Origin of the sequence: Paenibacillus sp. FSL R7-0210 (genome assembly GCF_038009085.1) — a bacterium.
In the GTDB taxonomy this organism is placed as follows: domain Bacteria; phylum Bacillota; class Bacilli; order Paenibacillales; family Paenibacillaceae; genus Paenibacillus_AQ; species Paenibacillus_AQ silagei.
The window spans coordinates 80,355-100,621 of sequence record NZ_JBBPAR010000001.1; the positions used below are offsets into that span (position 1 = coordinate 80,355).

Annotated in this window: 20 protein-coding genes and 1 riboswitch; of the genes, 15 read left to right on the forward strand and 5 right to left on the reverse strand. The window is 50.8% G+C overall.

The genetic code is table 11. The features are described 5' to 3' along the window. The first annotated feature begins 10 nt into the window (after positions 1–10). The 11 genes from MKY64_RS00410 (at position 11) to MKY64_RS00460 (ending at position 12,407) form a co-directional block, all read left to right on the forward strand. Positions 11–2,125, forward strand: a complete 2,115-nt coding sequence (locus MKY64_RS00410) for a peptidoglycan D,D-transpeptidase FtsI family protein (RefSeq protein WP_340950403.1) — start codon at positions 11–13, stop codon at positions 2,123–2,125. Positions 2,126–2,218: 93 nt separating this feature from the next. Beyond that, positions 2,219–2,998, forward strand: a complete 780-nt coding sequence (locus tag MKY64_RS00415; protein WP_036722039.1) for a Cof-type HAD-IIB family hydrolase — start codon at positions 2,219–2,221, stop codon at positions 2,996–2,998. A gap of 248 nt (positions 2,999–3,246) precedes the next feature. Further along, on the forward strand, positions 3,247–3,732 hold the full coding sequence (locus tag MKY64_RS00420) for a DUF456 domain-containing protein (RefSeq protein WP_340950406.1): 486 nt from the start codon (positions 3,247–3,249) through the stop codon (positions 3,730–3,732). A gap of 26 nt (positions 3,733–3,758) precedes the next feature. Further along, positions 3,759–5,387: a putative polysaccharide biosynthesis protein gene (locus tag MKY64_RS00425; protein ID WP_209875896.1), complete on the forward strand. Its 1,629-nt coding sequence runs from the start codon at positions 3,759–3,761 to the stop codon at positions 5,385–5,387. Positions 5,388–5,473: 86 nt separating this feature from the next. Then, positions 5,474–5,818, forward strand: a complete 345-nt coding sequence (locus MKY64_RS00430; protein ID WP_036722030.1) for a thioredoxin family protein — start codon at positions 5,474–5,476, stop codon at positions 5,816–5,818. A 108-nt stretch (positions 5,819–5,926) separates the two neighbouring features. Further along, the gene (locus MKY64_RS00435; RefSeq protein WP_340950407.1) at positions 5,927–6,862 is read left to right on the forward strand and encodes a COX15/CtaA family protein; all 936 of its coding nucleotides are present in this window, start codon (positions 5,927–5,929) and stop codon (positions 6,860–6,862) included. Positions 6,863–6,923: 61 nt separating this feature from the next. Continuing rightward, positions 6,924–8,696 (forward strand): UbiD family decarboxylase, encoded by a 1,773-nt coding sequence (locus MKY64_RS00440; RefSeq protein WP_340950408.1) that lies wholly within the window; start codon positions 6,924–6,926, stop codon positions 8,694–8,696. Between the two features lie 26 nt (positions 8,697–8,722). Beyond that, a complete protein-coding gene (locus MKY64_RS00445; protein WP_036722024.1) occupies positions 8,723–9,469 on the forward strand; it encodes a Cthe_2314 family HEPN domain-containing protein in 747 nt (248 codons plus the stop codon). A gap of 92 nt (positions 9,470–9,561) precedes the next feature. Continuing rightward, positions 9,562–9,697, forward strand: a riboswitch (SAM riboswitch). 100 nt (positions 9,698–9,797) lie between these two features. Further along, positions 9,798–10,814 (forward strand): methionine ABC transporter ATP-binding protein, encoded by a 1,017-nt coding sequence (locus tag MKY64_RS00450; protein WP_209875902.1) that lies wholly within the window; start codon positions 9,798–9,800, stop codon positions 10,812–10,814. Continuing rightward, on the forward strand, positions 10,814–11,473 hold the full coding sequence (locus MKY64_RS00455) for a methionine ABC transporter permease (protein WP_036722016.1): 660 nt from the start codon (positions 10,814–10,816) through the stop codon (positions 11,471–11,473). Before MKY64_RS00450 ends, MKY64_RS00455 begins: the two co-directional genes overlap by 1 nt. 58 nt (positions 11,474–11,531) lie before the next feature. Next, positions 11,532–12,407 carry a MetQ/NlpA family ABC transporter substrate-binding protein gene (locus tag MKY64_RS00460; RefSeq protein WP_036722014.1) on the forward strand — a complete coding sequence of 292 codons (876 nt, stop codon included), beginning with the start codon at positions 11,532–11,534 and terminating at the stop codon, positions 12,405–12,407. Positions 12,408–12,589: 182 nt separating this feature from the next. Here MKY64_RS00460 and MKY64_RS00465 read toward each other — a convergent pair whose 3' ends face one another. Beyond that, the gene (locus tag MKY64_RS00465) at positions 12,590–12,838 is read right to left on the reverse strand and encodes a NifU family protein (RefSeq protein ID WP_036701687.1); all 249 of its coding nucleotides are present in this window, start codon (positions 12,836–12,838) and stop codon (positions 12,590–12,592) included. 82 nt (positions 12,839–12,920) lie between these two features. Between MKY64_RS00465 and MKY64_RS00470 the strand changes: the two genes are divergently transcribed. After that, on the forward strand, positions 12,921–13,175 hold the full coding sequence (locus MKY64_RS00470; protein WP_063829082.1) for a YuzB family protein: 255 nt from the start codon (positions 12,921–12,923) through the stop codon (positions 13,173–13,175). Positions 13,176–13,201: 26 nt separating this feature from the next. Here MKY64_RS00470 and MKY64_RS00475 read toward each other — a convergent pair whose 3' ends face one another. Both MKY64_RS00475 and mqnE read right to left on the reverse strand, forming a co-directional pair. Continuing rightward, positions 13,202–14,263 carry an NAD(P)/FAD-dependent oxidoreductase gene (locus MKY64_RS00475; RefSeq protein ID WP_036722010.1) on the reverse strand — a complete coding sequence of 354 codons (1,062 nt, stop codon included), beginning with the start codon at positions 14,261–14,263 and terminating at the stop codon, positions 13,202–13,204. A gap of 78 nt (positions 14,264–14,341) precedes the next feature. Then, positions 14,342–15,448 carry an aminofutalosine synthase MqnE gene (gene mqnE / locus MKY64_RS00480; protein WP_036722008.1) on the reverse strand — a complete coding sequence of 369 codons (1,107 nt, stop codon included), beginning with the start codon at positions 15,446–15,448 and terminating at the stop codon, positions 14,342–14,344. A 380-nt stretch (positions 15,449–15,828) separates the two neighbouring features. Between mqnE and MKY64_RS00485 the strand changes: the two genes are divergently transcribed. Then, complete coding sequence (locus MKY64_RS00485; protein WP_036722005.1) at positions 15,829–16,188, forward strand: HesB/IscA family protein; 360 nt, start codon at positions 15,829–15,831, stop codon at positions 16,186–16,188. 169 nt (positions 16,189–16,357) lie between these two features. On the opposite strand, the gene MKY64_RS00490 is transcribed toward MKY64_RS00485, so the two are convergent. Further along, entirely contained in the window at positions 16,358–17,767 is a 1,410-nt protein-coding gene (locus MKY64_RS00490; RefSeq protein ID WP_036722004.1) for a hypothetical protein, read from the reverse strand. A gap of 280 nt (positions 17,768–18,047) precedes the next feature. Between MKY64_RS00490 and MKY64_RS00495 the strand changes: the two genes are divergently transcribed. Next, positions 18,048–18,533, forward strand: a complete 486-nt coding sequence (locus MKY64_RS00495; protein ID WP_036722003.1) for a hypothetical protein — start codon at positions 18,048–18,050, stop codon at positions 18,531–18,533. A gap of 281 nt (positions 18,534–18,814) precedes the next feature. Here MKY64_RS00495 and MKY64_RS00500 read toward each other — a convergent pair whose 3' ends face one another. Next, a complete protein-coding gene (locus MKY64_RS00500; protein WP_051477763.1) occupies positions 18,815–19,363 on the reverse strand; it encodes an RNA polymerase sigma factor in 549 nt (182 codons plus the stop codon). A 253-nt stretch (positions 19,364–19,616) separates the two neighbouring features. On the opposite strand from MKY64_RS00500, the gene MKY64_RS00505 reads away from it, so the two are divergent. Beyond that, positions 19,617–20,222 carry a hypothetical protein gene (locus MKY64_RS00505; RefSeq protein WP_340950412.1) on the forward strand — a complete coding sequence of 202 codons (606 nt, stop codon included), beginning with the start codon at positions 19,617–19,619 and terminating at the stop codon, positions 20,220–20,222. The last annotated feature ends 45 nt before the right edge of the window (positions 20,223–20,267 follow it).

The window sequence follows — 20,267 nt, forward strand, 5'->3', positions numbered from 1 at the left end:
GTGAAAAACTGTGGGTGTTTTCCGAAAGCAGGCCTCCCCCCCGGAAGAGAAGGACAGCAAGAGCTCGCTTGGCCTGCGGCTTAACGTGTTTTTCTTCAGCACGTTTGTTATTTTTTGTGTCATTATTATTCGCCTCGCAGTTATTCAATTTGTGGAAGGACCGACGCTGACCGAGGTAGAGACCAGCCGGGATACCAAAAGTGTCCCGCTCGCCTCCATCCGCGGAGGCATCCGCGCAGCTGCAGGCGAGCAAATTGCCTACTCCACCTCCGTTCAAACGCTGTATGTTACGCTTACGAAAGAATATACAGCCAAGGCGGTGGACAAGGAGACGGGGATCAGCTCGCTGAAGCCGGAGGCAAGAGCCAATGCGTATGCGCTGGCGAATAATCTGGTTGCGAAATTTGACGAATATGGCGACCCGAACGGCGAGAAGCTGACCGTTAATGAAGTGATTAATTCTCTGGATTTATATTTCAAGAAATATTCGGGCTATATGGCCCGCAAGATCAAATCCGGTCTGACCACCAAGGAAATCGCCTATTTCATGGAGCACAAAAGCGAGTTCCCCGGTCTGGAGATCGTAGAAGAAGGCGTGCGTCATTACGACAAGGATACCGTTGCCGTGCAGACGGTCGGCTATATCAAGCCCTTCAAATCCTCCAACACGCTCAACATCTACAAGAATATTCAGAGCGCGATGAAGAAGATCGGCGCAGATCCCGGCCTGAATTATAAAGACGATGAATTCGTCGGCTTCGACGGTCTGGAGCTGCAATACCAGCGGGAGCTGCGCGGCAAGAACGGCTATCAGGTCATCTCGGTGAATCCGCAGAACATGGCCGAGAAGGTGGAAGAGGTAGTGCCGCCTGTCAAGGGTAATGATATCTGGATGACGATTGACAAGAATGTTCAGCTTAAGACGGAGCAGGCCATCACCGAACAGATTAATTGGCTGCACCGCAACTCTGTACAGGGTAAGACTCATCCTGACGCCAAGACAGGCTACGCCGTGGCGATGGAGGTCGATACCGGCAATATTGTGGCCATGGCCAGTATGCCGGATTACGATACCAATGTCTGGACAGCGGAGAAGCTGGATTCAGATACCTGGAACAAGATCATGGGCAATTACCAGAACGGGACGATCACCCCGTATTCTTCCGGCCTGTCCGGTCATGGATTCGGCTCCACAGTGCTGCTCGGTTCCACCATTAAGCCTCTGACGGTGCTGATTGGTCTGAATGAAGGCTTCTTCAGTACCTCCTCTACGTACACTGACAAAGGGATTGCTTATTTCGGTAAGGATGATAAATCCTCTGTCCGAAATTCCTCGGGTCACGTATACGGCCGGATGGGTCCGGCTAAGGCGATTGAGGATTCCTCCAACGTGTTCATGGTGGATATGGTCGGTAAGAAGCTTTATGAGCATTACAAGGGTGAGGGCATTAATATCTGGGATAAGTATATGAAAGAATTCGGCCTGGGCGTATCTACGCAGAGCGGTCTGCCTAATGAATACCTGGGACAGATCAACTACACAGATACTAAGGCAGCGGGCAGTGCGCAAGCCGCGCTGGTCTATGCCTCCTTCGGACAGCAGGGCCGTTATACGGTGCTGCAGCTAGCCCAGTATGCCTCGACGCTTGCGAATGAAGGGGTGCGGATTAAGCCGCAGCTTGTCAGCAAGATTACGGATTCAGCGGGCAAGGTGGTCAAGAAGTTTGAGCGCGAGGTGCTGGATGAAGTGACGACCTTTGACAAGTCCTATTGGAGAGAGATTAAAAAGGGCATGAACAGTAAGGTCTCCGCATTCGCAGATTTCCCTTATGATTTTGCCCGTAAGACAGGGACCTCACAGCAGCTGGGAAAAGGGCAATTACGCGATAACGGGGTATTTATTGCCTTCGCCCCGCGTAATAATCCTAAGTTAGCGGTGGCTGTGGTCATTCCGGAAGGCGGCTTCGGCTCCAACAGTGCCGCTCCGGTTGCGCGTAAAATTTTCGATGCTTATGATTGGGAGTACGGACTGGACGGTGTGCCTAAGAAAAGCCTGAAAACAGCGAACTCAAATGACGGCGCTGCTTCCGGTGACAGTGCCGATAATACTCCTGCAACAAACTGATGATATTATAATCGAGTAGGAGATGGATCTGCGTAATACCAAATATACGGTTGCCTTCAAACGAAAGAGCAACCAAGAATGGAGGGGTGGCAAATGACTGCCAAATACCGCCTGCTAGCATTGGATATGGATGGAACCCTACTGAACGACGAACAGAAGATTACCCCGCTTACGGTGGAATGGATCAAAAAAGCGATGGAAGCCGGCGTACATGTCTGCCTGTCTACCGGACGCTCCTCGCGCAGTGCGATGCCGTATGCTGAACAGCTTGGCTTGAACACTCCGATGATTATGGTCAACGGAAGTGAAGTCTGGCGTGCGCCTCATGAGCTGTATCGCCGGTCCCTGATGGATGTTGAACTGGTCCGGGAGATGCACAAGATCGCTGAAGAATTCGATATCTGGTTCTGGGCCTACTCCGTAGATGAAGTGTACAACCGGGATAGCTGGGACGGGGAGATTGACAGCAGGGAATGGTTGAAATTCGGCTATTCCACCGAGGATAACGATATCCGTCATAAGCTGCTGATGCGCCTGCAGGAGCTGGGCGGGCTGGAGATCACCAACTCCTCGCCGTTCAACCTGGAGATTAATCCGCTTGGCGTCAATAAGGCTTCAGGCATACTTGAAGTATGCAAGCTGCTCGGCATTAACATGTCCCAGGTTGTTGCCGTAGGCGACAGCCTCAACGACCTGGCAGCGATCCAGCAGTCCGGCTTCGGAGTGGCTATGGGCAATGCGCAGGAAACTGTTAAGCAGGAAGCGGATGCGGTAGTAGCTACGAATAATGAAGACGGGATCGCGGAAGTGATCCAGAAGTACATCCTGACAGAGGCCGGAACCTCGGCCGGTAGAGTGTCGAAACGAGCTTAAGATTACTGAGAGACAACAATATAGGTGGGAGTAACGGAGGGGAAGTTTGAGCTGTAGGAGCGGTAGCGACCGCCTGAAAGCTTTCCGTAGGAAAGCTAGCTTCGGAAGCATCAGCAGTCACCGGATTTCCACCGCTAACAGCGGTTTGAATCAAGAAATCTGGTGACAACAGCGGCCGGAAGCCAAACATTCACCGCAGTTACGACCCGCACCATTGATAGCTATCTAAACTTAAGGAGTTGAGGGAATTGACAATTCTGGGCTGGATTCTGATCATTGCTTTGTTCGCAATCGGGCTGGCGGGGGCGGTATATCCGATCCTGCCGGGGGCGCTTGCGATTTACCTGGCTTTCTTTGTATATGGCTGGTTCTTTTCCTTCGACTCCTTCGGTCCCTGGTTCTGGATTGCCCAGACCCTGATCGTTGTCGTTCTGTTCGTTGCCGACTACGTGGTCGGGGCCTGGGGCGTCAAGAAGTTCGGCGGCTCCCGCGCTTCGGTGATCGGCAGCACCATCGGTCTGATTGCCGGTCCGTTTGTGATTCCGGCATTTGGCCTGCTGATTGGCCCGTTCGCAGGTGCCTTCATCGGCGAGCTGATTGCTGGCGAGAAGGCCGGCAAAGCGGTTAAGGTCAGCTTCGGCGCTCTGCTGGGGCTGTTCAGCAGCACAGTCGTCAAGATTATTCTGCAGATTGCTATGATCGTCCTCTTCTTTATCTGGATCGGGCGTTACTAAATTTATTGTGAAGAAGGCGAAACAGCTTGTCCACCAAGAAAGAATCCTTTGTCAAAGGCACGCTTATTCTGGCGGCAGCCGCACTGGTGGCCCGTGTCCTCGGGCTTGCCCAGCGGGTGCCGCTGGAGCATTTATTCAATGAAGTCGGTAACGCTGCGTTTACACAAGCCAACAACGTGTATCTGCTGCTGCTGCCGCTGGCGACAGCTGGAATTCCCAGCACACTTAGTAAAATGGTGTCCGAGCGCTATGCGCTGAACCGCCCGCAGGAAGCACAGCAGGTGTACCGGGCGGCGCTGATTTTTGCGGCTGTGGTTGGTGTGCTTATGAGTGTGGCGCTCTACATAGCTGCTCCTTATTATGCGGAATCCAGCAAGGTTCCCGAGAGTACATTGGCCATACGGGCGATTGCCCCGGCGCTGCTGCTATTCCCCGCGATCGCGATGATGCGCGGGTATTTCCAAGGGCGTAACAATATGATGGCCGGCGGCATCTCACAGATTGTTGAGCAGATTGCCCGGGTATCCACGGCCATTCTGCTTGCCTTCATTCTGCTGCGCCAGGGCTACAGCAACACCTGGATGGCAGCAGGCGCATCCTTCGGGAGTGTGCTCGGCAGTATCGGCGCCTTTGGCGTGATGCTGTATTATGCCATGAAGCTGCGCCGCAGCGAGGAGAAGGTTGCATTATATGAATCGAGTGAGGCCCGTATCCCGCTGCTGAAGATTTACAAGGATATTTTCAAGCTGTCCATACCGATTGTATTGTCTTCCGTTACGGTGCCTGTAGTGAACTTCATTGATACTACCTTTATTGTGCCGCTGCTTAGCGGACAAATCGGCTTGAAGGAAGCCACGTGGACACTGGGGATCTTCGGCAGCCGGGCACAGAGCGTGGCCGGGATTCCTCCGGTCTTGTCGATCGCCCTAAGTGCATCGCTGATTCCGATTATATCTGCCGCCTTCGCCCGCAAAGATGAACAGCACCTGCAGCGTCAGGTCACACTTGCCATGCGGGTGTCCATTCTGACCGGCACACCGGTTGTGCTCTCCCTGGTCGTGGCTGCTTATTCTGTGAATGGCCTCTTGTTCAAGACACTCGATGGAAGCGGCATTGTGGCGATGCTGACGCTGGGTACCATTTTCCAGATTACGATGATGACCACGAACTCGATCCTGCTTGGAATGGGCAAATCGCGGATATCGATGTATTATGTACTTGTTGGTATCCTCGTGAAGTTTGGCTCCAATTTCCTGTTCAGCCAGTGGTTCGGCATCTACGGCATTATCGGCTCTACGGCATTGTGCTTCATTGTCATTACACTGCTGAATCTGCGGATGCTCAAAAAAATCGTACCCTTCTCCATTCTCGGCAAACGCTGGGGAGGCTTCTCCATTGCGGTTCTGGCCTCGGCAGGCATCGGCTATGGTCTGAATGAAGCAGGCCTGTTGATGACTGATCTGATGCCGGCCCGTCTGGCCTTCCTGATCACCTGTCTGGTGGTTGGAGCGGCAGTCGTGATTGTGTATCTGGTTCTCCTGATTATTCTGGGTGTACTCAGCAGCCAGGAGATTGCCGGTTATCCCCGTCCGCTGCGCAAGCTGCTGGGTCCTTTAATGAAATTGCAGCCCGCCCGTGTTCGTGCCGGTGAATAATGATGTTTGACTTATTCCGTACATTTTGCTTCACTTAAAGAGCAAGCTTCTTGTGTAACTTTCTGATAGAAGGGAATGGTCAATAAATGGACAAAATCAGCTCGCCTGCCCAGTTCCAGGTGGCAATTCAGTCTCCGCGCCTGACGGTGGCAGTCTTCAAGGCAGATTGGTGTGTGGATTGCAAATTCATTGATCCGTTCATGCCGGATGTGGAACAGAAATATGCAGAGCGTCTTACCCTAGTCGAAGTGGATGTCGATGCCGTAGGCGATGTCAGCCAGGAACAGAATATTCTGGGCATTCCAAGCTTTGTCGCGTACACCGATGGACGGGAACTGGTCCGGTTTGTGAACAAGCTCCGGAAGTCCCGGGAGGAAATCGAGAAGTTTCTTGATACGGCGCTGGACGTTTATCTCAGCATTCACAAGTAATTCCGCAGCACCGCTTTCGCCCTATCCGAGCAGAAGCGGTGCTTTTTTTCTAATCATATAAGCATTTATATGTTTCATACTCATTCCAATACAATACGGGTGATACTATTGACGACACATCAATTAAAATGGCTCAGCTATCTGACCTGTCTCATTATGTTCATGGCGCTGTTCGGCGGGGTTGTGGTGACTAAGACCGGCTCGGGACTGGAATGCGGAAATCAGTGGCCGCTGTGCCACGGGAAGCTGATTCCGGCCTATACCATCGGCTCTCTGATTGAATATACCCACCGCTTGTTCAGCGGCCTGGCTGGCCTGCTGTCCCTGGCTTCCATGGTTGCCTTCTGGCGTTATGCCAGGCACCGCAGAGATCTGCTGGCCTATGCCCTGCTGACCCTGATCTTCGTCATCGTTCAAGGCGGGATGGGAGCGCTTGCAGTAGTGAAATCGCAGTCGGCTGCGGTTATGGCCCTGCATATGGGCTTCTCGCTGATTGCCTTCGCCGGTTCGCTGATGCTGGCGCTTGGGACCAGACGGACATTCGCTCCAGGAGCGGAATTCAGCACAGGAAGTCCCAAAGTCCGCCCAGCCTTCCGCAACTTAACCTGGGTTACTGCAGTATATTCATATATCGTGGTCTACATCGGCGCCTACGTAAGCCATACCAGCTCCCAAGGCGGGTGCTCCGGCTGGCCGCTGTGTAACGGACAATGGATTCCGGAGATGAGCGGCGGAGTAGGGATTGTATTCATTCACCGGATGGCGGCGGCGATTCTGTTCCTGCTGACGGCTATACTTGGGCATCTGGCCTTCTGGAAGCATAAGGAGCTGCCGGAGCTGAGGGCTCTGGGAGTAGCGGCAGTTCTGTTATGCCTGATGCAGGTATTCAGCGGAGCCGCAGTAGTATACACATTGAATAATGAAAGATTGTACATATTTGCTGCGTTGTCTCATATCGTGCTGATCTCCGGACTCTTCGGGGTTCTGTGCTACATGAGTGTAAGGGTCTGGCAGTTAAGCGGAGCCGGCAGGGGCAGCAAGTAATAAGTAAACGGCAACGGTGGACGGGATAAGCATAAGGTCCTGTTTGAGGAGGAACGCTATAGTGCGATACGGTAATTTACGACAATGGATTGAGCAGCTCCGCAGGGATAAGGATCTGGCAGTGATAGATACCCCTGTTGATCCTTATCTGGAGCTTGCCGAAATTCACCGCCGGGTGGTGGAGGAGGAAGGCCCGGCACTGCTGTTCACGAACGTGCAAGGAACACCGTTCCCGGTCGCTACGAACCTGTTCGGTACAGTTCAGCGCGTCAACAAGGCCTTTGGGACAAGACCGGAGCAGCTGCTGAAGTCGCTGACAACGGCGATGGACCAGCTGTTTCCGCCTTCAGGCGCCGGCTTATGGCGGGAGAAGACGGTGCTGCTGGAGCTGCTGAGGGCAGGAACCAAGAATATACCGCAAGGAGAGGCTCCGGTACTCGGCGTCTGCAGCAGCAGTGATCCGCTGAAGGAGCTGCCCCGGATTACGGCCTGGCCTAAGGACGGCGGGGCATTCATCACGCTTCCTCTGGTCTATACGGAGAATATCACCAACCCCAAGGATCATAATCTCGGACTGTACCGGATTCAGATGTATGACGACAGCACCACAGGTATTCACTGGCAGATTCACAAGGGCGGCGGCTTCCATCACTCGCAGGCAGAGCTTCTCGGCGAGACCCTGCCGGTGTCTGTCTTCATCGGCGGGCCGCCGGCCCTAATTGCAGCGGCAGTGGCACCGGTGCCGGAACGGATTCCGGAGCTGATGCTGGCTTCGCTGATGCTGGGCGGCAAGCTTCCCATGGTGCAGGACCCCTTGGGCGGGCACCGGATTCCGGCTGAGGCGGAATTCTCCATCCGGGGACGCGTGTCTCCGCTGGAGCGGAGAGCGGAAGGGCCTTACGGCAGCCAGTCCGGCTACTATTCCATGCAGCATAATTTCCCGGTCATGCATGTTCAGCGGATGTGGCACCGCAAGGATGCCATCTACCCGGCGACCATCACCGGCAAGCCGCGCCAGGAGGATTATTATCTGAAGGATTATTTGCAGCGGCTGCTCGCTCCAGCCTATCCTCTGCTGATCCCTTCGGTCAAAGCGCTGTGGTCCTACTCCGAATCCGGTTCGCATTCACTGACCTCAGCGGTCGTTAGGGAGAGCTATCCCCGTGAGTATATGGTGTCAGCGTTTCGTATCTTAGGGGAAGGTCAGCTCTCTTTAACCAAATTCCTGCTGTTGACTAATGTGCAGGTGGAGCTAACGGATTTCCCCAAGCTGCTGGAAACTGTGCTTGAGCGCTTCAATCCGCAATCGGATCTGACGATCTTTGCCAATACCTCCATGGATACACTGGATTATACCGGACGTAAGCTGAATCATGGCAGTAAGGCGGTGATGGCGGGCATTGGCAGCCCGGTCCGTGAGCTGCCACGGACCTATACAGAGGGTCTGCTTCCATCAATCACCGCCGCTGTGCCTTATTGCGGAGGATGTTTAGCCGTTTCCGGTGCATCCTATGAAGAGGACCCGGAGCTGCCGGAGCGGCTGGTGGCTGCCTTCAAGGAGAGGGAGACCGCCTGGCCGCTGATTGTGCTGGTGGATCAGGCAGAAGAGGCGGTAAGCACGCAGACCTCCTTCCTGTGGACCGTATTCACCCGCTTCAATCCGGCGGATGATATCTATTCGGCGGCCGGGGTACACCGGGGCAGCGTCAGCTATACACTGCCGATCATTATAGATGCCCGGATGAAGCCGGGATACCCGGAGGAACTGGCTCCGAGCGAGGATATTGCGAAGCGGGTAGACCGCAACTGGAACCGTTATTTTCCTCTAGTGTAAAAGTGAACTTTAAGGAGGGTCAAAATATGCTGCGGACGTTACTTGGAGAGCCGCCCCGCGTGAACAGCGGTGTGCTGGCTGAAGCTATGGAGTCCATGGCGAAGGCAGCCTCCATGCTGCGCAAGGAGATGGCGGCACATGAAGACCATGACCATGAATACCGCAAGCTGGAAATTTGGACACGCGGCCTGATCTCCTCTCTGGATGAGCTGGAGCAGAGCTGGTTCGCAGCAGCCTTTTTCCGGAAGTCAGTGATCGCAGGTTATATGGATGATATGTCGTCCACGGAGCAGGGGGAGTACGCCAGATATGTGTATTTCTACAAGGATGGCTTCATCCGTGTCTTCTCGCTGCTGGACAAGCTGGGCACGGTGCTGAATAATCTGTACAATCTCAATACAGGCAAGGTGAAGACGCATTTCTCTTATTTCACGGTGCTGAGGCAATTTCAGCTGCTTCACCCGCATCATCCGCTGGCGGAGAAGCTGGAGCGAATCAGGAATTCCTACCGGGAGCCAGTGGAGAATCTGCGCAAGCGGCGCAACGCTGAGATCCATTACATGAACGCGGAGATGACCGACGACCTCTGGCAGCGTCACCAGGGATTGCATGACAAGATTCGTCTGGAGGATCTCGACAGCCACCTGGAGGATTTGAAGCAGAGCCTGGAGATGGTATGCCAATCACTGGCCGCCGCATACAGCTACGGGAATGAACAATGGCACAAGAACAAAGCGGCCCCAGGCCCGAAATCCGGACAAGCCCGTCCGTAAAAACTTACCTTTGACAAAAATCTCGAAACTGAATTATACTTAGGCATACATTAACTTCTGACAGGATACGGAGTCTATAACTTCATACTATGATCTTATCGAGAGCGGCGGAGGGATAGGCCCGATGAAGCCCGGCAACCGGTTTGAATACAGCCTTACGCTGCATCCAAATGTCATGGTGCTAATTCCTACAATGCCGCCGGATTCGGGGGTTTTGGCAGATGAGAAGGCATTGTCATTATACACACAGGGCCTCTTGCGATCTGCATGGATCGTAGGGGGTCTTTTTTGCAATGATGGAAGCTAGAACAGAAGGGGGACGCAGCGGTTGATAGAATTGAAGGATATAACCAAGGTGTATGGCAAAGGCAGTAAGCAGGCAACTGCACTCTCTGCGCTGAGCCTGTCGATTAAGAAGGGGGAAATCTTCGGGGTGATCGGTCACTCCGGGGCCGGCAAAAGCACGCTGATCCGCTGCATTAATCTGCTGGAACGTCCGACTGCGGGCGAGGTGTGGGTGGACGGTGTCGAGCTGACAGCGCTCAGCCAGGGACAGCTGCAGGAGCAGCGGCGTAAGATCGGAATGATTTTTCAGCATTTCAACCTGCTCTCATCGGCTACAGTCTATGATAATATCGCGTTTCCGCTGCGGCTGATCGGAGCCGGAAGGAACGAGATTGAACAAAAGGTTAAGGAACTGCTCGCCCTGGTCGGGCTGGAGGAGCACTGGAATAAGTACCCGGCTCAGCTATCCGGCGGACAGAAGCAGCGTGTCGGAATCGCCCGGGCGCTGGCAAGTGATCCGGATGTTCTGTTATGCGATGAGGCGACCTCGGCGCTTGATCCGCAGACGACAGACTCCATTCTGCGCCTGCTGATGGATATCAACAGCAAATTCCATCTGACCATCGTGTTGATTACCCATGAGATGCATGTCATTCAGAGCATCTGCGACCGTGTTGCCGTGATCCATGGCGGCGGTATTGTGGAGCAGGGTGAAGTGGCCGAGGTCTTTCTGAAGCCGAAGCATGAGGTTACCAAGGAATTCATCCGCAGTGAGACCCAGTCGGACGGACCGCTCCGGCAAGCGATTGATGCTGTACAGCCAGGTTACACGAAGTCGGTCAAAATCACTTTTCTCGGACAAAAGACTTACGGGTCGACGCTCTCACAGGTGGTTCAGGGAACCGGGGTTCACTTCGCCATTCTTCATGGAACCATCTCTACGATCAAGGATGTTCCTTACGGCCAGCTGATCGTCCGGTTCGAAGGACCTGAGGGTGCGGTCGAAGCCACGCTCACTGAGCTCATAGCGCAAGGTCTTGATGTGGAGGTGATTTTGTAATGGACTTTAGCACAATTAATTGGGAAGAAATGCTGGAAGCTACGATTGCTACACTCAAAATGATCGCTATTTCAGGAATATTCACAATAATCCTTGGTTTACCGCTTGGAATTGTGTTATATTTATGGGGCAAGTCAAATAACGTTATTATCAGGGTGGTTTACTCGGTATTATCCTTCGTTGTGAATATCCTGCGTTCGGTTCCTTTTATCATTCTGATGGTTGCCCTGATTCCGTTCAGCAAGGCCATTATGGGCACTTCGATTGGTGTGCTTGGAACGATTCCGGCACTGGTAATCGGCGCGGCGCCATTCTTCGCCAGACTGGTGGAGACGGCACTGCGGGAGGTTGACCGGGGAATTATTGAAGCGGCGCAGGGCATGGGAGCGTCCACCGGGCAGATCGTTATGCGCGTGCTGCTGCCGGAGGCTCGTCCGGGTCTGCTTGCCGGTGTAACCATTACTGTTGTGACCCTTGTCTCGTATACCGCAATGTCCGGCATGATCGGCGGCGGCGGACTGGGTGACCTGGCGATCCGCTACGGATATTACCGCTATGAGAAGGAAGTCATGCTTATCTCGGTAGCGCTGATGGTGATTCTGGTGCAGCTGCTGCAAATGGCCGGTGACCGGCTGGTAAGACATTTTACACGGAAATAAGGTACGTCCACATATAGCCTTATTCAATAAACCATATGGATTAGAGGGGGATTTACAGATGAAAAAAGTACTGCTTACATTCTTCAGCCTGACCTTGATATTGGTGCTTGCCGCTTGCGGAAACAACAAGGCGAATAACACCACGAATTCTGCTGCGACAACGGCACCTACAGAAGCGGCTGCTGCAGAGCCGACTACAGAGCCTGCTGCGGACCCGGTAACCCTGGTGATTGGTGCTTCTCCTGTACCGCATGCGGAGATCCTCAAAGCGATTGCCCCACTGCTTGAAGCCCAAGGCATTAAGCTGGAGATCAAAGAATTCACAGATTATATTCTTCCCAATACACAGCTTGCCGAGAAGCAGCTCGATGCGAACTTCTTCCAGCACAAGCCTTACCTGGATGATCAGAACACCAAGAACGGCACAGATCTCGTATCTGTAACTGCTGTTCATGTAGAGCCATTTGGCGCCTATTCCAAAAAGATCAAATCGATCGATGAATTGGCAGAAGGTGCGAAGGTTGCGATTCCGAATGATGCAACGAACGGAGGCCGCGCCTTGATTCTGCTGGCGAAGAACGGTCTTATCAAGCTGAAGGATGACACCAATATTGCTTCCACCAAAGCGGATATCACCGAGAACCCTAAGAAGCTTGACATCATTGAGCTGGATGCAGCCATGCTGCCCCGTCAGCTGGATGAAGTGGACCTGGCGCTGATCAACACCAACTTCGCACTGGATGCCAAGCTGTCTCCTACGAAGGATGCGTTGTTCATCGAAGGCGGAGATTCCCCGTATGCTAACCTGCTGGTAGCCCGTCCTGACAATAAGGATTCCGATGCCATTCAGAAGCTGGCAGCAGCGCTGACTTCCCCGGAAGCGAAGGAATTCATCGAAAAGCAATATGACGGAGCAATTATCCCGGCATTCTAAGCTTAAGCCTAGGGAAGCGGAATAATCTAATGAGACCAGAAGAAGCCCGTAGCCAGAAATGGCTGGCGGAGCGGCTTCTGGTCTTTTTGAATCGCCGGGTGGTTGATCCTACAGACGAAATCCTCTATAATAAAAAAAATCCCGGCCTCTTAGCGGAGGCCGGGATGGTTTATGAAACGGGATTAGAATACCTGAACGACTTCTTCCACGCCTTCTACTTCTTCAATCAGGGCGCGTTCGATCCCGGCTTTTAGCGTGATCGTGGAGCTTGGGCAACTGCCGCATGCACCCATAAGCTTCAGCTTAACGATGCCGTCTTCAACATCAATCAGTTCCACGTCACCGCCATCGCGCTGCAGGAACGGACGAAGTTTATCAAGGACTTCCAGTACTTCATCGTACATGGTTGCGCTTTGTACATTCTCACTCATTTCTCAATCACTCCTTTCGTATGTTTATTATAGTACAAAAAGTTAAAAAATAAAATGGTTAAGGCAGAATAGGGAGATTATCATGAGACCAATTATAGAATTCTGTGCCAGCAACATCGGCCACGGCACTGAACCGCTCAAGCTTAAGCTGGAGCAAAACCCTGAATATGATGTAGTGGAGTACGGCTGTCTGAACAACTGCGGAGAGTGTTATCTCCAGCCGTTCGCCATGGTTGACGGGGAGATCATTGAGGCTGATTCCCCCGCTGCTCTGGAAGAGGCCATAGAAGCCGCTATACGAGAGGCAGAGGCCTGGGACAACCTGGAGATAGACTAAGCCGCCTGGATTCAAGCCGGGATTCTTTAGCCGAAATGGCGTTTGGACATCCACAGGACGCCGCTCTTCAGCAGGCGCGGAACCCGGCCCATGACGGAGCGGCGGCCCATCAGGCCGAAGCCGGCATTTTTACCGAGTGAACCGAGGGTTCCCTTCAGCTTAATCTTATTCAGCTTCGGGGTTTCCCCCCGCCATAACGCCTGTAATATCTGTCCCACCTGCTCGCCCTGGGCACCCGCCGCCTGTGCACTGGGCGCGAAGGGCAGGCTGGCACAGTCCCCGATCACATAGACCTCCGGATATTCAGCGATATTGTAATATTCCCCCACAATGAGCCTGCCTCCACGGTCCTTCGGAAGCTCCAGCTGCTGCACGACCTTCACGGGTTGAATACCGGCAGTCCATACCGTCACATCCGCCGGAATAGCTTGGGTGCCATTGAAGATGGCATCCTTCTCGACATGAGAGACCGACACCCCGCCAATCGTCTCCACCTGATGCTCACTGAACCATTCCTCGACATACCTGGACAGCTTGGCCGGAAAAGAAGATAAAATACGTTCTCCCCGGTCCATCAGAGAGATATTCAGATCCGGCCGGCTCTCCCGCAGCTCCGAGGCAATCTCTACGCCGCTCAGTCCCCCGCCGACAATATTGACGGTTCCATAAGGCTTCACATCGTTCAGCCGGCGGTAAGTTTCCCGGGTTCCGGCGAAGCTCTGAATACTGCAGGTGTATTCCTCGGCACCCGGAATGTTATGGTAATTATCCGTACAGCCGAGGGCAATCGCCAGGATATCATAGGCTACCGGCTCCCCGGAATCGAGCAGGACCAGCCTGCTCTCCAGATCAATGGAACCCACCTGCCCGTAACGTACGGTCAGGCGGGGGTGTACCGGGAATTGAATCCGCAGATGGTAATCGGTGGCGGTGCCTGCGGCCAGTGCATAATATTCGGTCTTGATCCCCTGATACGGCATCCGGTCCACCAGGATGATTTCCACATCAGGAGGAAGATGATTATCCAGCAGTTGCTGAATGAGGGCAAGACCGCCGTAGCCGCCGCCCAAGACAAGTAGGGTTCTCATGCCAACTGATCTTCCTTTCGGGTACATAATGGACAAGGCAGTTCTGCGTTCACTGGCTGAGGTAAGCTTGTTCTGTTCTTATTCGTATACCTTGATCTCGTTATAGAAGGTATCCCGTTCTACAGGAATCCGTCCTGCGCCCTTCACGAGCCAGATCAGCTCATCCCGGGTCAAGCCCTCCGGCGTCAGCGCGCCGGCAGCGTGGCTGATCCGTTCCTTCAGGATCGTTCCGTGCACATCGGAAGCGCCGAAGTTCAGGGCAACCTGGGTCAACTGGGGCCCGATATTAATGAAGTAGGCCTTGATGTGATCGAAATTGTCCAGCATCAGGCGGCTGACGGCAATGGTCTTCAGATCCTCATTCGCGGAGTTGCGGCGCATAATGCCTGCATTCTTGTTCTTAGGCTGCATGGACAGCGGAATGAATACCATAAAACCGCCGGTCTCGTCTTGCAAGTCACGAATTTGCAGCATATGGCGGATGCGGTCTTCACGGGACTCAATCGACCCGTACAGCATCGTGGTATGGGTCTTCATGCCAAGGTGATGGGCGGTGCGGTGCACCTCGAGATATTCCTCGACATTGGCTTTGTCGACGCGCATTTTTTTGCGGTACTGGTCAGACAGAATCTCTGCCCCTCCTCCGGTAAGGGTCTTCAGTCCGGCGGCGCGCAACTGCTCCAGCACTTCACGGATACTAAGTCCGCTGATGCGGGTGAAGAAGTCGATCTCTGCCGCTGTATAGGCCTTGAGAGTCACTTCGGGGAAATGCTCGTTCAGAGCCTGCAGCGAATCAACATAGTACTGGAAGGGCACATTATCATTATGCCCGCCTACAATATGGAACTCGCGCACGCCGGGATGAATATGCTGCTGCACATACTCCACCATCTCCTGGCCGGAGAGGGTGTAGGCCCCTTCTTCGCCTTCATCCTTGCGGAAATTGCAGAAGGCACAGCGGGATTCGCAGACATTGGTGAAATATAGACTCATGTTCTCGATAAAATAGACTTTATTCCCGTTCTTTCGCAGATTGACCTCATTAGCCAGCTGTCCGATCGTTAAGAGATCGTTACTCTCATATAAATAAACGCCGTCTTCCAAATTCAATCGTTCTCCGCCGCGAACCTTCTCAATGATGTTCGCCATCCGGGCATCTGTGTGGGGTGTAATAAGGGTAGACATATAAGTTCCTCCTGAAGGTTGGCGAGGCAATTGCATCGCATAATCGTGTACCTGAGAATATCCGGCAACAGCCGGCATTATAAATAGAGGTTAACTGCAACCCCCGTGACAATTTTTCGAAAATTTATCGCTTTTCTCATTATAAACTTCTCCCGTAGGGTGAGCAACCGCCAGAAACTGCAGGTCTTCCGGGATAAATGGCTTACCTGCGCCCGGTTTACGACTTGAGGGCAGAAGAATAGTGGAGTATACTGATTGAAAGAGCCGATGAAAATGATATACATCATACTCATTCTTTTCCCGGCAAGGCATTGATTTCATTACGTACAGCCTGAAGGCTGCTTGATTCCAATACAATGAACCCTAAGGAGGTTGTTATTATGATTAACATAAGTGAGACAGCGGCAGGCCAGCTGAAGGCCATGCTTGCGGAGCAGGAAGTGCCGGATATGTTCCTCCGTCTGGGCGTAACCGCCGGGGGCTGCAGCGGATTCTCGTACGCGATGGGCTTCGATGATACCGAGACTGAGCAGGACATCTACATGGACGTTGCAGGTCTGAAGGTGGTCGTCAGCAAAGACGATATCCGTTACCTCAACGGCCTGGAGATCGACTTCGAGGAATCCGGCATGACCGGCGGCTTCACCATCAATAATCCCAACGCCAGCGCTACATGCGGCTGCGGCTCCTCGTTCCGTACGAAGGAAGAAGCAGGGAACCCGGCGGCGGAGCCTTGCTAAACCTGTGAATGCTGAATTATTGATAAAGTAAGCGTGGATTGCGGCTTCCGCGACCTCTTAATTATGTATGGTGCAAACTGTACTTATTAGGAACCCACAAGGCCAGATACAACAAAGAGCCGCAGATCCTAGACACAGGATTCTGCGGCTTTTTGTCGGGAAGTCGATGTTATGGAGAAATGAGATAAAGTCCAGTAAGACCTAAATCAGAAAATGTTGACCACAACGCCTCGTATACTTTATAGGTGCCTGCTTTAATACCGCTCGCCAAATCTTGGTCTATTGTTAGCGATCCTGTATGAGTTCCTGCCAGTTTGAAGGTCCAGCCAGAAAGATTATTGTTATAAGCATAATTAGTTAATACAGGCCCGCCGCTATCCCCTCCTACTGAGGTGTAGCCAGAGGCAAGGACTTCGTTAGTGTTATAACCATAACCATCTGAGCCCCACCAAATATCAACATTTGAATATTTGATCGTGCCAGAAGTCGTTGCTCCACTATTTGCGCCCCTCATGTAGATGGTATCCCCAACCGTATCGGTTACGTAGGTACCTGTTATCATAGCCATATTAGTTGAAGAAGGGTATGGTACTCGTGCCCATGGTGAAAATCCAGAATTTAAAGTAATATATCCGGAATCGGAAGCCCCTGCTGAACCGTCACCGGGGGATGTAGTCCTGAATGTGTAATCACCTATCGAACTCGTTGCATTTGTCGGCTGATACCATGCACTAACGGTGCCTGCTGTTTGGCAATGGCCAGAAGTCACCACTACAGCTTGATCAGAAGCATTTACGCCAAAATATCCGTTAGTGCATACGCCATAGATCGTTTGTGAGGGGTTACTCGGGTTTGGACGGTAATTGCCACCGATTTTTGCACCCATTGGAATGGTGGAACCCCAATTTGTATTATCGGTTTCCGTTTTAAATGCTGAGGCTGGCAATGTTGTGTAGACAAGCAGATCTGACTTTTCGAGAAGCAGTGATGAAACTGTTTGCTTTGATTGTATGCCAGATTTTTCGTCTAAGGCGATAATAAGCTTATTGTTCATTGTATCCGGTATGAGCGCAAGTACTGTTCCCGGTTGGACTGTTTTTTTGATTTTTTCTTTCGCTTCAGTAATATCCGACCACGAGTATTTTGTTACTTCAAATTTTATTTTATCTCCGTTTTTTGAGGCTTTTCTTATTAATGCCTTCAAAGATTCCGAATCTTCCGTGATCTGAACGGTTACCATTCCGGTATCCGCATCGTAATAGTGGCCCGAGAAACGGGAGGGATCATTTTCAATTAGTTTCTTAATGGTCGGTAAGTCTGCTTTCACCCGCTGTTTCTCGACATAATCGGCAAGAACTTTGCTGTTCTTTAATTGTTCTGGAGGAGTGCTCAATTCTATCGGATACGGAATCTCGTTCAATTCATTTTGTTTTTGCGTGGCAGCCTGGATTTCGGAGATTGTTCCGAAAAAAGCCTTTGCTTCAGCATTAGAGCTTCCTTCTGCATGTACAGAAGTGATTGAACTGCAAAGGAGTAAAGCTGCCAGGAAAACAGGGAGTATATACTTTCTTACAAACATTCCTCATCAACATCCCTTCGTATTGAAATGGGGTGATTGGGAAATGTGGCAAAGCGGACGGTAGATAATGACTCCATTCTCCCTTCCTTTTAATTTTGCGCTCTGCAACAACTCCCGGATTGTAGCCGATGCAGATCAAGTTGCAGTTCACTCTCCTATATGGGGCTACTGAATATATAACGATGGTTTAAGGCGAAACCTGACATCTCTTTTTAGAATTCATACCCATTTTAGCGAAACAAAACCATCTGTCGTGACGTCAATTAGGTTGGAGGTGTTTATGTTGAACAAGCTGATTGTTCTCCTTTTGATGGCCGTAATTTTGTATCATTCTTCGGAACCGAATGAATCCATAGCTGCCAAGGCGAGTCCCACGCCATCTGCCTCAGAAAACGTGAAAAGTGAACCTTTTTCAGTTCAGATCTCTATTCCGAAGCAGGTGAAAGCAAATCAGGAATTTGTTATTTCTGCTGAGTTGAAAAATGAAACTGGACGGGATCTGGAGATTACAACGGGAAGCACGGCATTTTACTATGTTGTACGGGACAGTAACGGCAAGGTGATTAATTCGATTGCAAGAAAAGATATTGGACTTACAACTTCAATGCCGAAGGGGGCTGTCATTTCAGAAAAATCTCAATACCGGATTAAAAAACCGGGCACCTACGAGATTTCCGCGATTGCAGAATTTTCGGTTAAAGGCGGAGGAAAGAATGAGGTCTTCAAAATAGAAACGGCTCGAAAGTCTATTCAGGTAAGCGACTAAAGGCAAGCTCATGGTCCTCGATAGCCCTCTCCACAGTAAATAAAGCGCCGCCCCGCCTTGGGGGCATTGGCGCTTTTCTTTATGTGCAGAACATTCGTTTAACTACGGAAATGGGCTAAATATTTTTTGGAAATCTTGATTTTATGAAAATAGACTCAAGCGCTCATCGTTTCCCAAGGGAGAATGCAAGGTCTAGGACAAGGGTTTGCCGTTTATTGTGGTCTAATATATATTCACCAATGATAACATCCGGTACTTTCTTCTATTTTAAATAACTGAACTTAATTCTGTGACATAAGCTGTCGGAGATGATTTCTAGCTCTTTGCAATCTCTTTAAGGTAGTGGATTCCGTTATGTCCACGATTGCTCCAATTTCCTTGCAACTTTTCCCATCCAAATAAAACATTTCCACCATTGCACGGTGGTTATTTTGTAATTCTCCGATAGCATCATACAATTCCTCATGCAGCCATTTTTTTTCTAATACCGTTTCTACAGAAAAGCCAATAGAAGTTTCATAAAGGGGAACGAGGGCGTTAAAAATCTCAGCTTCTTTTTTTGCCTTCCTTATAAAATCAATTGCGGTAGTATAAGCAACACGTTTGATCCAAGCAGGAATATTCCGCATGGATTGTAGCTGTGGTGCTCTTGATGAAATTTTTAAAAAGCTTTCATGAATCAAATCTTCAGTAAGTGAGTGATCGGAAAGTAGAGCATATAGATAGGGATAAATAAAAATGCGATATTTTTTGTAGATGCTCTCCTGTTGGTCTTTTTCCAATTCTTTATAAGGCCTGCACAATAAATCAAACCAATTCTTCTCCATCATTGGTACACTCCTCCCAACTTTGTGTTGAAGGGTTCTTTTCATTCCAGGATTTAGTGGTAAATATTATCGACTTTAACATATCTATTATACCTGACACCAAATAAATATGGGAGAAAAGGCAATTATTTGTCAACTTTAATCGTAATATAGAAAGGAGCTTCTTTCGGTCGGGAGGTTTTTTTATGTTGAATTAAACCATTATATGTTAAAATATGGTGATGAAATAATTAATGGAGCTATGAGGAGGGTAACAATGATACGAATGAGAATGCCATTTGAACGTCCAACAGAGCATTATGATGAACGGATTATTGATATCGATCAAGAAATTTGCTCTTTGATCAAGAAGAGAAAGGAAGTGGCGGATAATAATCCAGGATTTCCTCCGTTAGAGTATATTTCTAAATGGTCAGAGGAACTTGGGCTTTATGAAGGATTCTTGATGTCGTTATTTGGAAGTATGATGAATGAAGAACAATATAAACCAATGATTGAACCAGCCGGATTTAGACAACACATTGCAATTCTGAAGTCAGTCGTGAACGGGGAGCGTTTCTATACTCTAACGTCCTTACGACAATACAGTAATGCAAGTGTATTAACACTAAATATAGATTGGGACGATGAGCCGGAAGTTGAATCCAACTCTCATCAACATAGGCATTACGAACTAGATATTAACGGCCAATATGATTGCCGAATGATTAATGGTGGAAGCGGATCAGATCATGCATCATATAAATATGTAGTCTCTCCACCCTTACCTGATGAGATTTCAGGAATTCAATTTAGGTTCAAAGAATACAGTCACCCGTTCAAGATGGGTGAGGCAAGTGATGAGATAGTATTTGAACTTTAGTAAGGTGAATAGCCCTCGACACCTATTAGGTGCAGGAGGGTTATT

What these genes read in the sequence shown, in the direction of transcription:
- MKY64_RS00415 (WP_036722039.1), top strand. Translation starts at nt 2,219, where the DNA reads ATGACTGCCAAATACCGCCTGCTAGCATTGGATATGGATGGAACCCTA.
- MKY64_RS00430 (WP_036722030.1), top strand. Translation starts at nt 5,474, where the DNA reads ATGGACAAAATCAGCTCGCCTGCCCAGTTCCAGGTGGCAATTCAGTCT.
- MKY64_RS00445 (WP_036722024.1), top strand. Translation starts at nt 8,723, where the DNA reads ATGCTGCGGACGTTACTTGGAGAGCCGCCCCGCGTGAACAGCGGTGTG.
- MKY64_RS00455 (WP_036722016.1), top strand. Translation starts at nt 10,814, where the DNA reads ATGGACTTTAGCACAATTAATTGGGAAGAAATGCTGGAAGCTACGATT.
- MKY64_RS00460 (WP_036722014.1), top strand. Translation starts at nt 11,532, where the DNA reads ATGAAAAAAGTACTGCTTACATTCTTCAGCCTGACCTTGATATTGGTG.
- MKY64_RS00465 (WP_036701687.1), bottom strand. Translation starts at nt 12,838, where the DNA reads ATGAGTGAGAATGTACAAAGCGCAACCATGTACGATGAAGTACTGGAA.
- MKY64_RS00470 (WP_063829082.1), top strand. Translation starts at nt 12,921, where the DNA reads ATGAGACCAATTATAGAATTCTGTGCCAGCAACATCGGCCACGGCACT.
- MKY64_RS00475 (WP_036722010.1), bottom strand. Translation starts at nt 14,263, where the DNA reads ATGAGAACCCTACTTGTCTTGGGCGGCGGCTACGGCGGTCTTGCCCTC.
- mqnE (WP_036722008.1), bottom strand. Translation starts at nt 15,448, where the DNA reads ATGTCTACCCTTATTACACCCCACACAGATGCCCGGATGGCGAACATC.
- MKY64_RS00485 (WP_036722005.1), top strand. Translation starts at nt 15,829, where the DNA reads ATGATTAACATAAGTGAGACAGCGGCAGGCCAGCTGAAGGCCATGCTT.
- MKY64_RS00490 (WP_036722004.1), bottom strand. Translation starts at nt 17,767, where the DNA reads ATGTTTGTAAGAAAGTATATACTCCCTGTTTTCCTGGCAGCTTTACTC.
- MKY64_RS00495 (WP_036722003.1), top strand. Translation starts at nt 18,048, where the DNA reads ATGTTGAACAAGCTGATTGTTCTCCTTTTGATGGCCGTAATTTTGTAT.
- MKY64_RS00500 (WP_051477763.1), bottom strand. Translation starts at nt 19,363, where the DNA reads ATGATGGAGAAGAATTGGTTTGATTTATTGTGCAGGCCTTATAAAGAA.
- MKY64_RS00505 (WP_340950412.1), top strand. Translation starts at nt 19,617, where the DNA reads ATGATACGAATGAGAATGCCATTTGAACGTCCAACAGAGCATTATGAT.